The 12,931-nt window shown below is 74.4% G+C and carries 10 protein-coding genes; 4 read left to right on the forward strand and 6 right to left on the reverse strand.

Features of this window, described 5'->3' with window-relative positions:
- Window positions 1–129: 129 nt before the first annotated feature.
- The 4 genes from ACFVS9_RS01355 to ACFVS9_RS01370 all read right to left on the reverse strand — a co-directional run bounded on the left by ACFVS9_RS01355 (window position 130) and on the right by ACFVS9_RS01370 (window position 7,713).
- On the reverse strand, window positions 130–3,045 hold the full coding sequence (locus tag ACFVS9_RS01355) for a helix-turn-helix transcriptional regulator (RefSeq protein WP_383113897.1): 2,916 nt from the start codon (window positions 3,043–3,045) through the stop codon (window positions 130–132).
- 78 nt (window positions 3,046–3,123) lie between these two features.
- Complete coding sequence (locus ACFVS9_RS01360) at window positions 3,124–3,321, reverse strand: hypothetical protein (protein ID WP_383113896.1); 198 nt, start codon at window positions 3,319–3,321, stop codon at window positions 3,124–3,126.
- On the reverse strand, window positions 3,318–6,440 hold the full coding sequence (locus ACFVS9_RS01365; RefSeq protein ID WP_389929352.1) for a type 2 lanthipeptide synthetase LanM family protein: 3,123 nt from the start codon (window positions 6,438–6,440) through the stop codon (window positions 3,318–3,320). Before ACFVS9_RS01365 ends, ACFVS9_RS01360 begins: the two co-directional genes overlap by 4 nt.
- A gap of 208 nt (window positions 6,441–6,648) precedes the next feature.
- Window positions 6,649–7,713 carry a LacI family DNA-binding transcriptional regulator gene (locus tag ACFVS9_RS01370; RefSeq protein ID WP_389929354.1) on the reverse strand — a complete coding sequence of 355 codons (1,065 nt, stop codon included), beginning with the start codon at window positions 7,711–7,713 and terminating at the stop codon, window positions 6,649–6,651.
- Between the two features lie 110 nt (window positions 7,714–7,823).
- Here ACFVS9_RS01370 and ACFVS9_RS01375 point away from each other — a divergent pair, with 110 nt between their 5' ends.
- From ACFVS9_RS01375 to ACFVS9_RS01385, 3 genes are read left to right on the forward strand one after another with little or no spacing between them, the layout of a single operon-like run.
- A complete protein-coding gene (locus tag ACFVS9_RS01375) occupies window positions 7,824–8,975 on the forward strand; it encodes a Gfo/Idh/MocA family protein (protein ID WP_389929356.1) in 1,152 nt (383 codons plus the stop codon).
- Window positions 8,972–10,114: a dihydrodipicolinate synthase family protein gene (locus tag ACFVS9_RS01380; RefSeq protein WP_389929358.1), complete on the forward strand. Its 1,143-nt coding sequence runs from the start codon at window positions 8,972–8,974 to the stop codon at window positions 10,112–10,114. The genes ACFVS9_RS01375 and ACFVS9_RS01380 overlap by 4 nt, the downstream gene beginning before the upstream one ends.
- Window positions 10,111–10,944 carry a sugar phosphate isomerase/epimerase family protein gene (locus ACFVS9_RS01385; RefSeq protein ID WP_383113891.1) on the forward strand — a complete coding sequence of 278 codons (834 nt, stop codon included), beginning with the start codon at window positions 10,111–10,113 and terminating at the stop codon, window positions 10,942–10,944. Before ACFVS9_RS01380 ends, ACFVS9_RS01385 begins: the two co-directional genes overlap by 4 nt.
- A gap of 192 nt (window positions 10,945–11,136) precedes the next feature.
- Here ACFVS9_RS01385 and ACFVS9_RS01390 read toward each other — a convergent pair whose 3' ends face one another.
- Entirely contained in the window at window positions 11,137–11,520 is a 384-nt protein-coding gene (locus ACFVS9_RS01390) for a winged helix-turn-helix transcriptional regulator (protein WP_383113890.1), read from the reverse strand.
- A gap of 123 nt (window positions 11,521–11,643) precedes the next feature.
- Here ACFVS9_RS01390 and ACFVS9_RS01395 point away from each other — a divergent pair, with 123 nt between their 5' ends.
- Window positions 11,644–12,051: a RidA family protein gene (locus ACFVS9_RS01395; protein WP_389929360.1), complete on the forward strand. Its 408-nt coding sequence runs from the start codon at window positions 11,644–11,646 to the stop codon at window positions 12,049–12,051.
- On the opposite strand, the gene ACFVS9_RS01400 is transcribed toward ACFVS9_RS01395, so the two are convergent.
- Window positions 12,041–12,793, reverse strand: coding sequence for a class I SAM-dependent methyltransferase (locus tag ACFVS9_RS01400; RefSeq protein ID WP_389929362.1), 753 nt, complete (start codon window positions 12,791–12,793; stop codon window positions 12,041–12,043). The genes ACFVS9_RS01395 and ACFVS9_RS01400 overlap by 11 nt on opposite strands.
- Window positions 12,794–12,931: the final 138 nt, after the last annotated feature.

Genomic DNA, 12,931 nt, shown 5'->3' on the forward strand with positions numbered 1-12,931 from the left:
TAGGCGCCCCGCATCTTCCGGGGCGCGAACCCGACCCCCGCCGCCCGACACCCCCATGTTGCGCCGCCGTTCCCCCACCCGGGCCCGGGGTACGGGCGGGCCGGCCGTCCGCACCGGGGGAACGCCCGCTCAGGTCGGGTCGGCCACGCACTCGGCGGCGAACTCGCACAGGGCCGAACGGTTCGCCCGGCCCGTCTTGCTCAGCAGGCTGGCCAGGTGCTTCTCCACCGTGCGGGGCGAGATGGACAGTCTCCGGGCGATCTGCTGGTTGCCCGGCCGGTCCGCCAGCAGCACGAACACCTCGTACTCGCGCGGAGTCACCCCGCTGGTCCGCAGCGACGGGGGGATCCGGTCACGTCCACCGCGGTGCTGGGTCACGCTCACCCCCGCCTGCCGCAGCGCCGCCCGGCACGCCGCGGCCGCCGGCTGCACCCCGGCCGAGTGGAAGAACTCCTCGGCGGTGCGCAGCCACGGCACCGGCTCGCCCCACCCGTCGGCGAGCGCCGCGTCCGCGACCAGCCGCAGCCCGAGATGACGGGCCACCGGGAAGGCCTCGGACCGGGCGTGGAAGGCCGTCATCCGGCGCGCGGCACCCGCGGGGTCGCCCTCCCGGCCGAGCAGCACCGCCTCCGTCAGTTCGAGGAACTGGCGGTTCCAGGCCAGGGCGGCACCCGGTGCCCCGGCCACCTCCTCGTACTCCCCGCGCGCCGCGTCACCCGCCAGCACCCGCAGCAGCGGGCGCAGGCCGTAGCGGCCGCTCAGGTAGTAGTAGCTGGGGTGGTCGCGCTCCCAGGCGAGGGCCGCGTCCAGGGCCGCCACGGCCGCGGGGCGGTCCTCCTCCAGCAGCGCCCCGATCGCCCCGCAGAACCCCAGCCGCAGGGGCACCAGCGCGGACTGCTCCCCGCCCGCCCTGCGGAACGCGGTGAGGGCCCGGTCCGTCTCCCGGCGGCGGCCCCGGTGCGCCGCGGCGGCCGCCCCGGCCAGCAGCAGATAGCGGTGCGCGCCGTGGTTGCCGATCCTGGCGCTCGCCTCCACCGACCGGGTGGTGATCTCCTCCGCCTCGTCCCACCGGGCGCACATCACCGCGTTCATCGCGAGCAGTCCGTCGACCGTCTGCGCCAGCAGCAGGGAACCCAGCTCCGCCGCGGCCGCCCGCGCCGAGTGCAGGCGGGCCGCGTCACCGGTCCGCATGAAGCCGTTCACCCCCAGACGCACCAGCGCCTCCACCCGCCACAGCGGCAGGGAGTGCTCGGTGGACAGGGCGAGCATCCGCTCCAGACACGCGTCGGCGGCGTCGAAGCCGCGCTCCCGGTGCAGGAGCGCGAGCAGCTGCCAGGCCTGGCAGGCCACGACCGGGAGCCCCTCCGCCTCGGCGGTCCCGGCGGCCTCCCGCGCGGCCCGTTCGGCCGCCTCCGGATCCCGCCGGTCCTCCCCGGGGAGCAGGGAGAGGTGGCCGTCCACGACGGCGAGCGAAGCGCGGCGGGCCGGGGACGGCGACGGGCCGAACAGGGAGCGTGCCGCCGCGATCTGCCGTGCGGTGTCCTCGGCGCGCTCGGCCATCACGGCCACCCAGGCGATCTTGATGTGGGCGTCCCCGCGCCGGGCGGCCGCCTCCGAGCGGGCGGGGAGCGCCGGCAGGCCCTCGGCCAGGGCCAGGGCTCCGTCGAGGTCCCCCCCCTCGGCCCTGGCCACCGCCAGGGATTCGGTGACGGCCGCGAGGTCGGAGTCCGCCGCCAGGGAGAGGGAACGTTCCAGCAGCACCACGGCCGAACCGTGCGAACCCGACGCGAGCATCCGCCGGCCCGCCTCGGCGAACTGGAGCGCGGCCCGGGCACGGTTGCCCGCCGCGAGTTCCAGCGAGGCCACGAGCTGCCGCCGGTCCTCGTCGAGGGGTTCCCCCGACCGCTCGACCGCCGCGGCGGCACGCCGGGCCAGTGCCGCCCGCTCGGCCGGCGCGAGGGAGGAGACCAGCGCCTCGGCGGTGAGGGTGTGGCGGAAGGTGTAGCGGTCGGGGGCCGCCCCGTCGGGGGCGATCACACCGGTCTCGACCGCGGACCGTAGGTGGGTGAACAGGGCCCGGTCCTCCAGCCCGGTGACGGTCTGCAGGACCGCCACGGAGAACTGGCCGCCCAGGGTCGCCGCCGTCAGCAACAGGTCCCGCACCGGCTCGTCCATCCGGTCGAGCCGGTGGGACCAGCTCCGCAGGATGCGCGACGGGAGGGCGCCGTCCGGCTGGTCCGCCGCCTCCCACCCGGTCTCCGTGCGCCGCAGCCTGCCGGTGTCGAGCAGATCGTCGAGCAGCACCTCGACCAGGTAGGGGTTGCCCGCCGCGCGTTCGACCAGACGCCGCTGGACCGCCTCCGGCACCAGCTCGGGCGGGGTCTCCAGGCAGGCCCCGGTCAGGGTCCGCACGTGCGCGTCGCCCAGCCCGCGTAACTCCACCACCGTCGCGGTGTGCCGCTGCTCGGCGGAGCGTACGAGGTCCAGGGCGGTGCCCTGTTCAGGGCGCAGGGTGCCCAGCAGCAGGACCGGGAGGTCCGCCAGGTTGTCGATGACGTACTCCACGACCGCGACGGTCTCCGTGTCGCAGTCGTGCAGGTCCTCCAGCAGCACCACGCAGCCGGTGTCCCGGCCGAGGACCGACAGCAGCCGCAGCAGGGCCTCCGCCAGTTCGACCACGGTCTCCGTGTAACCGGCCGGCGCACCGCTCCGCCACTCCGGGACCAGCCTGGCCAACGCCGGGTGGTAGGGGGCGAGTTCCGGGTCCGTCGGCGTGCCCGCCGCACGGAAATGGGACGAGAGGGCCTCCACCAGGGGGCGGAACGGCACGACCAGGCCGGTGGAGCCCGCCCGCCCGCGCAGCACCGGCATGCCCAGCCCGTAGGCCCGGTAGGCGCATTCGCCCACCAGCCGGGACTTGCCGATCCCCGCTTCGCCGACGAGGAACAGCGCGCGCCCCGAACGCCGTCGTGCGGCGGCCAGGGCGCTGCTCAGCAGACCGACCTCCTCGTCACGTCCGACGACGACCGGCGAATTCGCGCGCATGGCCGCAGATTACTGGAGCCGTACAGAGCGCGGCAGTGGGCGCATTCCCGTCATGACGTGCACGGTGGCGGGAAACGGCTACATCGGGACGGTGAACGTCGTCCACGGCAGGTCGGGGCCGTTGACGACGTCCCCGTCCGAGGCGCTGAGGAGTCTGCTTCTCAGCCCCAGGCCCCCGTTGTTCCCCAGCGATATCCGGCCCGCGGGGTGCTCGAAGGCGCCCTCGTGCGCCAGGGTGACGTCCACATATCCGGCCGACTCACTGATCTGCGTCATCTCTGCCTCTGCTTAGGGTCGTTGGTCGAGAACGTCATGGGTACGCGGGTCCGGTCGGCCCCCGTGGAGTGGCGCATGAGCAGTGCCGGACCGACGCGGTCGGGGAACCCCGCCCGCAGCAGCCCGTGTCCGATGCCCGACAGGCCGGTGAGCAGCCCGGGGTGGGGTACGTGTCCGGGCGTCCCGCAGCGCGGCTGCGCCCGGTCGGCGGCGGCCATCAGGGTGCCGGTCCGGCGCAGCCAGTGGGGACGCAGCGGGAGCAGGGCGGGGTGACCGAGCAGTTCCAGTACGCCCAGTTCGCCGTGGCACAGGCTGTCGTCCGTCTGCGGTGCGGCCCGGGCCACGTCACCGGCATGCTCCGCGAGCCAGTCGCGGAGCTCCGGATCGGCCAGGGCCTCGGGGCTGTCGGCGACCGCGAGGGCGACCCCCGACGTCCCCGCGCACCAGGACCGGCCGCCGCCGGCGCCCCGTACGGCGCCACGCAGGGCGTCGAGCCCGGCGTCCCTGTGGCGCGTCCCGCCGCCCGCGCCGGCGAACCGCAGCAGTGCCCAGCCGATGCCGGCCGCCCCGTCCGCGAAGCCCCCGGACGATGGGGGCGCCGCGGCGACGAGCCGTTCGGCGCACCGCTCGGCACCGCGCCGGGCCTCGGTCCGGCCGGTGGCCCGGTGCACGGCGAGCAGCGACACCAGCCCGCCGGCCGCGCCGCCGCGCACCCCGAGTCCCTCCTCGGCCGAACTCGCCGCGCAGGCGAGCCGGGTGGCGGGCCCCGCCCAGTCCAGCAGCCGGCTGTCGTCCAGCAGCGTCCCGACCTCGGTCAGGGCGTACGCGATGCCCCCGAGGCCGGCGAAGGCGCCGGAACCGAGCACGCCGAGGTCGTCCCCCCGCAGGTGCAGCGCGTCCAGCAGGCCCGGCAGGGGTGCCAGCGCGGCCCGGGCCGCGTCGGCGTACCGGGCGGCCCCCGTCAGGGACGCCAGCTGGGCGAGGAACAGCGCGGGCCCGGTGTAGCCGCCCGCGAGGTCGGCCGCCAGCGGCGTGAGGCGCCAGTAGCGCTCGCCGAGCAGTTCCAGGCCGATCCAGTTGGTCCGGCTGCCGCTGTCGTACGCGAGCGAGACGAGCTGGTCACCCACCGAACGGGCGGCGGACAGCAGCCGCTCCGGTTCCGGCGCGGTGGCCTCGGTCCTGGGCCGCGCGGTCCCGGCGGCGCCGTGCGGCGGCTCGGTGGAGGTGCTCACCATGGCGGTGCGGATGATCCGTTCCTGGTCCAGCCGGTCCACGGTGTCCAGGGCCCGGATCTTCGCCTCCACCCGCGCCAGCCCGGTGGGTCCGGTGGGCCCCGGCAGTCTGCGGCCGGTGCCGCTCCACACCTCGGTGAGGTCCGGACGCGTGGTGAACACGGGAACGTCGCCCTGCCACAGCTCCGCGATCTCCTCGTCCTCCAGGCCGGCCAGCGCGGGGGTGCCCAGGGCGCCGGTGCGCAGGAGCGCGAACACCTGCTGGCGCTCGGCCGCGTCCCGCATCAGGTCGGGGTGGGTGGACTCGTGCAGCAGCGTGGCGTACGTCCAGGTCGGCCTGGGCACGAAGCGTGTCTCGTCGTCCGCGAAGAGCCGCAACAGCCCCTTGGGGCCGAGCAGTTCGTCACGCGAGTCGCTGACGGCCGTGTACGCGGCGCGGAAACCGTCGCACAGGGCGTCGGTGAACCGGAACGGTTCGGCCGGGGCCCCGTCCAGGGTGGGGCGGTTGGCCGACCCGGTGAACCGCCCGGTGGTGCGCACCAGGTGCATGGTGTCGGTGCCCGCCGCCGCCCACGAGGCGGTCTCCAGCGGGGAGGAGGCCGCCCGGCCGCCGCCGACGGCGGACATGTCGAGCGCGGTGGTGTCCCCGACCAGCAGCTGGGGGAGCAGTCCGACGCGGTGCACCGAGCTGTACAGGGCACGGGCGGCCGGGTCGGCGGGCGGTACCTGCGTCAGGGGCGGGTGGAACAGCGTCTCCACATCGACCAGGACGGGATGCGCCCCGCACGCGATGAGGTTCTCGTGGTGCAGGTCCGTGCCGTCCAGGACGTGCAGCAGGGCCAGCAGCGCGCCCAGGCGCCGGTAGAAGAGCGTGGTCTCGGCGGCCGTGCGGCAGGGGGCGTCCCCCACGAACTCGGCCCAGCCGTACGCGCCCCGGTCCAGGACCCGGGGCGTCCGCAGACCGGGCGTCCCCGCGAGGGAGTTGAACCATCGCACCACGGTGTCGAAGTGCCGGTGCGCGGCGAGCGGGCGCGGCTTGTAGACCAGCCGGGCGCCGTCGGCGAACCGGAGCAGCATCACCGACCGGCCCCCGCGGTGGCTGTCGCCCGTACCCGCTTCGACCTCGGTCAGGGTGTGCGGTCCGTAGCCGGTGAGCCGCCCCGCGCCCCGGTCCCCGAGCACCGGGGAGGAACCGAGGAGGCTTCCGTCCGCCGCGAGCCTGCCGAGCATCTCGGCGAACGCGTCGGCGGCGTTCATGGCCGCCCGCGCGAGGACCCTGGCGAGCACCGGGTAGGTGGTGACCAGCGAGGCGAGGCCCGCCCGGCTCGCTGTCAGCCGCAGGAAGTCCCGGAAGCGCTCACGCGGCCCGGGGCCCGTCAGCCGGCCGCCGGCCCGCGCGTCGTGCAGTTCCGATACGAGGGTCCGGGCGGCCAGCACGGCCAGGCGCCGTTCCACGTCGCGCCGGAAGCCGTCCAGTACACCGGCGGAGCAGGCGGCCGGTCCGGGCCGTGCGCCGCTGTCCCCGGACACCGCGGACGCCACCCGGTCGGCGGCCCGGGCCGCGAACGGGGCGACGACCGGGACGAAGCCGGTCAGGCCGGGGTAGGCGCGGTCCGCGATCCGCGCGGCCCGCGGCGCCCGGCCGACGGCCTCCCGGGCGAAGCCGGCCCACTCGGGCTCGGCTGCCGGGCGCGGTCCGACCGTGCCGGGAACCCACCACGGTTCGCCGTGCTCCCGGAGTCCGAAGAGGCCGCCGGTGTCCGCCACCGGGGCGTGGTCCTCGTCGCCCGCGCCGTCCGGCAGCGCCGTACCGCCGACCGCTTCCTTCTCCACCACCGCGTTCACCTCCCCGGTCCAGGGAGACTCCAGCGGTTCTCCCGTGCCCATCCTGGAGGGCGTCCCGGCCCGGCACATGGGGGAGTCGCCCCCATCTTTCGGGGTGCGGCGTCCCGCCGGTACGGGATCACCAGGTCAGCGGGGGTCCCGTAGGTACGCGAGCGGCGGGGTGCCGGTGAACGGCAGGCGGGGGAGCCCCGGACCGGCGGGTCCGGGGCCGTCACGACGGGGTCGGCGGGGCGGGCCGTCAGGACGGGGGTCAGCGGGCCGGGGGCGCCGTGGATCCCCGTTCCATGAGCTCCGCGGCGATGGTCGCCATGCCTCCCGGCGGCGGTGTCTCCTTGCCCATCGCCAGCCGGCCGGCCCGCGCACCCGCCCCGAACAGCGGCAGCCGCACGGTCGTCAGGGCCGGTACGGCGTCCACCGAGAACGGCAGGTCGTCGAATCCGGCCACCGACACGTCCTCGGGGATGCGGAGCCCGAGGTCCCGGACGGCGGCGCAGGCCCCCAGTGCCACGGTGTCGTTGGCGGCGACGACGGCCGTCACCCCGGGATCGCGGCGCAGGAGCCCGAGCGTGGCGTCGTAGCCGGAACCGCGGTCGTACGGGCCGTGCACGGTGACGCCCTCCTCGTCCCCGTACAGCCCCGCCGCCTTCATGGCCTCGCGGTGGCCCTCCAGCCGGTGCCGGGTCGTGGTGCGTTCCAGGGGCCCGGCGACGTAGCCGATCCGCCGGTGCCCCAGGGCGATCAGGTGCTCGGTGAGGCGCCGGGCGCCGCCCCTGTTGTCGAAGGCCAGCGCCGTGACCACCGCCTCGGTGCCGGGCAGCGGCGGGCGGCCGCAGAAGACGATGCGGGTGCCGGCGTCGGCGAGCCTGGTGAGCTTCGCGGCCATCGCGTCCTGGTGGGCCGGGTCCTCCAGCGCGCCGCCGGTGAGGACGACGGCCGCGGCGCGCTGGCGCTGGAGCAGGGTGAGATAGGTGAGTTCGCGTTCGGGGGAGCCGCCCGTGTTGCAGACGACGGCGAGCTTCTCCCCGCCGCCGCGGCCCGATCCGTCGCCCGGACCGCCGATCTCGCTCTGCGCGGCCCCGGCCATGATGCCGAAGAACGGGTCGGCGATGTCGTTGACCAGGATCCCCACCAGGTCGGACGTCGCGGCGGCGAGGGAACTGGCCGGGCCGTTCAGCACGTAGTCGAGTTCGTCCACCGCGCGCAGGACCCGTTCCCGGGTGGACGAGGCCACCGGGTAGTTGCCGTTCAGGACGCGGGACACGGTGGCGGGGGACACCCGGGCGCGGGCCGCGACGTCCGCCAGGGTGACTGTCATCGCTCTCCTCCGAGGAGTTGTGGAGCGGCCCCTCTTGTCCGGGCCGCTCCCGGCAGGCTAGCGTCATACCGCATAGAAAGCGCTTGCTACGGCTGTATGGAGGAACTTTCGTGACACGCAGGACAGTGCGCATCGCCATGAACGGCGTCACGGGACGCATGGGATACCGGCAGCACCTGGTGCGCTCGATCCTCGCGATCCGCGAGCAGGGCGGCCTCGACCTCGGTGACGGCGAGGTGCTGTGGCCCGAGCCCGTGCTCGTCGGCCGCCGCGCCCACGCACTGGAGGCGCTCGCGGACCGGCACGGCCTGACCGAGTGGTCGACCGACCTGGACGCGGTGCTCGCCGACGGGTCGATCGACATCTACTTCGACGCGCAGGTCACCTCGGCCCGCGTCGAGGCGATCAGGAAGGCCATCGCCGCCGGCAAGCACGTCTACACCGAGAAGCCCACCGCCACCGACGTCGAGGGCGCGCTCGAACTGGCCCGCCTCGCCCGCGACGCCGGCATCAAGCACGGCGTCGTCCAGGACAAGATCTTCCTCCCGGGCCTGCTCAAGCTGAAGCGCCTCATCGACGGCGGCTTCTTCGGCGAGATCCTCTCCGTGCGCGGCGAGTTCGGCTACTGGGTCTTCGAAGGGGACTGGCAGGAGGCCCAGCGCCCCTCCTGGAACTACCGCGCGGAGGACGGCGGCGGCATCGTCGTCGACATGTTCCCCCACTGGGAGTACGTCCTGCACGAGCTGTTCGGCCAGGTCACGAGCGTCTCGGCGCACGTGCAGACGCACATCCCGCAGCGCTGGGACGAGCAGGGCAAGCCCTACCCCGCCACCGCGGACGACGCCGCGTACGGCACCTTCCAGCTGGCCGGCGGCGCCGTCGCCCAGATCAACTCCTCCTGGGCGGTCCGCGTCAACCGCGACGAGCTCGTCGAGTTCCAGGTCGACGGCACCCACGGCTCCGCCGTCGCCGGACTGCGCAACTGCCGTGTCCAGCACCGCTCGGCCACCCCCAAGCCGGTCTGGAACCCCGACCTCCCGGTGACCGAGCCGTACCGCGAGCAGTGGCAGGAGGTCCCCGACAACGCCGAGTTCGACAACGGATTCAAGGCCCAGTGGGAGCTCTTCCTGCGCCACATCGTGCTCGACGAGCCCTACACCTGGGACCTCATGGCCGGTGCGCGCGGCGTCCAGCTCGCCGAACTCGGCCTGAAGTCCTCGGCCGAGGGCCGCCGCTTCGACGTCCCGGAGCTGAGCCTGTGACCATCCACCTCCCGCAGGGCCCGTACGAACCACGCACCACCCCGCTCGACCTGGCACCGTCCGGGGCGCCGCTCGCCTCCCGTACGGTCTTCTCCGCCGCCCACGTCGTCGCCGACCCGTACGCCGACGTCAGCCCCGACGACCCCGCCGCCGTCGACTGGGACGCCACCCTCGCCTTCCGCCGCCACCTCTGGTCGCACGGCCTGGGCGTCGCCGAGGCGATGGACACCGCCCAGCGCGGCATGGGCCTGGACTGGGCCGGAGCGGCGGAGCTGATCCGCCGCTCGGCCGCCGAGGCGAAGGCGGTCGGCGGCCGGATCGCCTGCGGTGCGGGCACCGACCAGCTCACCGGCCCCGCCACCCTGCCCGAGGTCCGCGCCGCCTACGAGGAGCAGCTCGCCCTGGTCGAGGGGAGCGGCGCCCAGGCCATCCTGATGGCCTCCCGCGCGCTGTCCGCCGCCGCGAACGGCCCCGAGGACTACCTGGAGACGTACGCCCACCTCCTGCGCCAGGCCGCGGAACCGGTCGTCCTGCACTGGCTCGGCCCCATGTTCGACCCGGCGCTCGACGGCTACTGGGGCAGTACGGACCTCGACACGGCCACGGACACCTTCCTGAAGGTCATCGCGGAGCACCCGGACAAGGTCGACGGCATCAAGATCTCGCTCCTGGACGCCGAGCGCGAGATCGACGTACGGCGCAGGCTTCCCAGCGGGGTGCGCTGCTACACCGGCGACGACTTCAACTACCCCGAGCTGATCGCGGGCGACGACCGGGGCTTCAGCCACGCCCTGCTCGGCATCTTCGACCCGCTGGGCCCGCTGGCCGCCCACGCGGTCAGGGTCCTGGACACCGGGGACGTCGAAGGCTTCCGCGCCCTCCTCGACCCCACGGTCGAGCTGTCGCGCCACCTCTTCGAGGCCCCGACCCGCTTCTACAAGACGGGGGTCGTCCTCCTGGCCTGGCTCGCGGGCCACCAGGACCACTTCACGATGGCCGGCGGCCTTCAGTCCGCCCGTTCGCTGCCGCACCTGGCGAAGGCGTACGAACTCGCCGACCGCCTGGGCCTGTTCCCGGACCCCGAGCTGGCCGAGGCCCGGATGCGCTCCCTGCTGACCGTCCACGGAGGAAGCCGATGAGTTCCGAACTGTCCCGCCTGTCCGTCAACCAGGAGACCGTCCGCCAGCTGTCCCTGCCGGAGCTCGTCGAGGGCTGCGCCAAGGCGGGCATCGGCCAGGCCGGCCTCTGGCGCGCCCCGGTGCGGGAGTACGGCGTCGAGCGCGCCGGGCGGCTGATGAAGGACGCGGGCCTCACCGTCACCAGCCTCTGCCGCGGCGGATTCCTCACCGCCGTCGACCCCGCCGAGCGCGCCCGCGCCCTCGACGACAACCGCGCCGCGGTCGAGGAGGCCGCCGGTGTCGGCACGGACACCCTGGTCCTGGTCTCCGGCGGACTCCCCGACGGCGAGAAGGACCTCGTCGGCGCCCGGGAGCGCATCGCCGACGCGCTGGCGGAACTGGCCCCCTACGCCCGGGAACGCGGCGTCCGCCTGGCGATCGAGCCGCTGCACCCGATGTTCGCCTCGGACCGCTGCGTCGTCTCCACCCTGTCGCAGGCCCTCGACCTCGCGGAGCGCTTCCCCGCCGAGCAGGTCGGGGTCGTCGTCGACACGTACCACGTCTGGTGGGACGACCAGGTCGCGGCGCAGATCGCCCGGGCGGGCGCGGGCGGACGCATCCACTCCTTCCAGCTGGCCGACTGGATCACCCCGCTCCCGGCGGGGGTTCTGGTCGGGCGGGGCCAACTGGGCGACGGCTGCGTGGACTTCCGCGCCATCCGCAGCCAGGTCGAGGCCACCGGCTTCGACGGGCCGATCGAGGTCGAGATCTTCAACGAGGGGCTCTGGGCCCGCGACGGAGCCGAGGTGATCGGCGAAGTCGCCGCCCGCTACCTGGAACACGCCTGCTGAGAGCCGTCTCCGAGGTCCCGGGTAAAGAGACGGTCAAGGCGTACAACCCTTCGCCACCCTCCCCGGTCGTACTCTGCGTCGGGACTTCCGGGGAGGGGTCCGGGGGGATTCGGGAAGCCCGGCGGAGGGGGAGAGCGAGGGGGGTCCGGCCATGTGGCCGGGCCCCATTCCGCTTCCGCCCCCCTGTCGTCGTCAGCCGTCGAAGTCGCGGCGCGACGCCTCGATGTGCCCGAAGTGCCGGTGGGTCCACGCGCACATCATGTCCACCGTCTGCCGCAGCGCCCGGCCCGGCTCCGTGAGGGTGTACTCGACCCGGGGCGGCACGGTGGGGTACACCGTCCGCCCGACCAGGCCGTTGCGCTCCAGCATCCGCAGGTTCTGGGTGAGCATCTTGTGGCTGATGCCCTCGACCTCGCCCCGCACCTCGCTGAACCGCAGGGTGCGCTCGCCCAGGGCCTCGATGATCAGCAGCGCCCACTTGTTGGCCACGTCCGAGAAGATCTCCCGCGCCAGCGAATCCGCCCGCCTCAGGTCCGCCTGTTCCTCCGGCGATCCGCTGAACTGCTTGGTCACCATGGGGTTCCTCAGTCACCTAGAAGTGCGTTCTTCCATGTCAGCGCTCACTCTCCTACGGTTCCTGAGTAACCACAAGAGAGCGGGGGCCGGTTGCCCGGCCCCCGCGACGAGGAGGCGTACAGCATGGCCATCACCCTGGTGAACCCGGTGGGACTGCCCGAGATCGACATCTACCGGCAGGTGTCGATCGCGACCGGTTCGAAACTGGTCCTCGTCGCCGGGCAGGTCGCCTGGGACGCCGACGGCACGGTCGTCGGCGCCGACGACCTGACGGCCCAGATCGAGCACTGCTACCGCAACGTCGCCACCGCGCTGGCCGGGGCCGGCGCATCCTTCGCCGACGTCGCGAGACTGACCGTGTACGTCGTCGACTGGACCCCGGACAAGATGCCCCTGGTCCTCGCGGGCATCTCCCGCGCCACGGCCGAACTCGGCATCACCACCGCCCCGCCGCTCTCGCTCCTGGGCGTCGTCGCGCTGGACGTCCCCGAGCACCTCGTGGAGATCGAAGCCACCGCGGTCATCGACTGAGCGGCGCGGCCCCCTCCGGCTTCGCGAACAGCGCCGCCCAGAGGAAGTCCTCGCCGAACCACGGGGATCCGGCCGGCTCGTCCCGCATCCGCCGCAGCTCGACCTCCCGCAGCCCGGAGAAGATCCAGCGCAGCTCCTCCGGCGTGTAGGCGAGGCCGCCCCGAAGACCCGTCCCGTCGTACAACTCGGCGTCGGGCAGCTCACATCCCGCCGCCCCGGCGGCGAAGCAGCCGAGTGCGAGGTGCCCGCCGGGGGCGAGGGCGCGGTCGACGAGCCGGAGGTAGCTGACCCTGCGGTGCGGCGGCAGGTGGTGGAAGCAGCCGGAGTCGTGGATCAGGTCGTACGGTCCGTCCGGTGCGCCCCCGTCCTCGGCGAAGGCGTCGCCGCAGTGGAAGCGGATGTCCGCCCCCGCCGCGCGCGCCCGCTCCCCGGCCCAGGCGATGGCTCCGGCGGACACGTCGACCGCGTCCACCTCGAAGCCGAGCGAGGCGAGGTACAGGGCGTTGCGCCCCGGGCCGCAGCCCAGATCGAGGGCGCGGCCCGGGCGGACCAGCCCCCGGCCGACGTACGAGGCCAGGCTCTCGTCGGGCTTCGCCACGAAGAACGGCACGGGCTTCGACCGGTCCTCGTAGAACCCGTCCCACCACGTCCCCGCCCCGCTGGTCCACCGGTCGGCCTCCGGCGCGAACAGGCCGTCCATCAGCTTCAGCACGTCGTCCACCGAGCGTGTGTTCCGGTCCATCCGGACCCCCTTCCAGACAGCCGAAGCGTAGGCCGGAACGGGGTGAAAGCCCAGGCCGGAGCGGTTGCCGGGTACGCCTGAGCCGACTCGGGGGCGCCGTACGGACGAGGGGGGACCCCCTGCCCCCGGGACAGGCGC

This window comes from Streptomyces sp. NPDC058008, from assembly GCF_042886395.1.
In the GTDB taxonomy this organism is placed as follows: Bacteria; Actinomycetota; Actinomycetes; order Streptomycetales; family Streptomycetaceae; genus Streptomyces.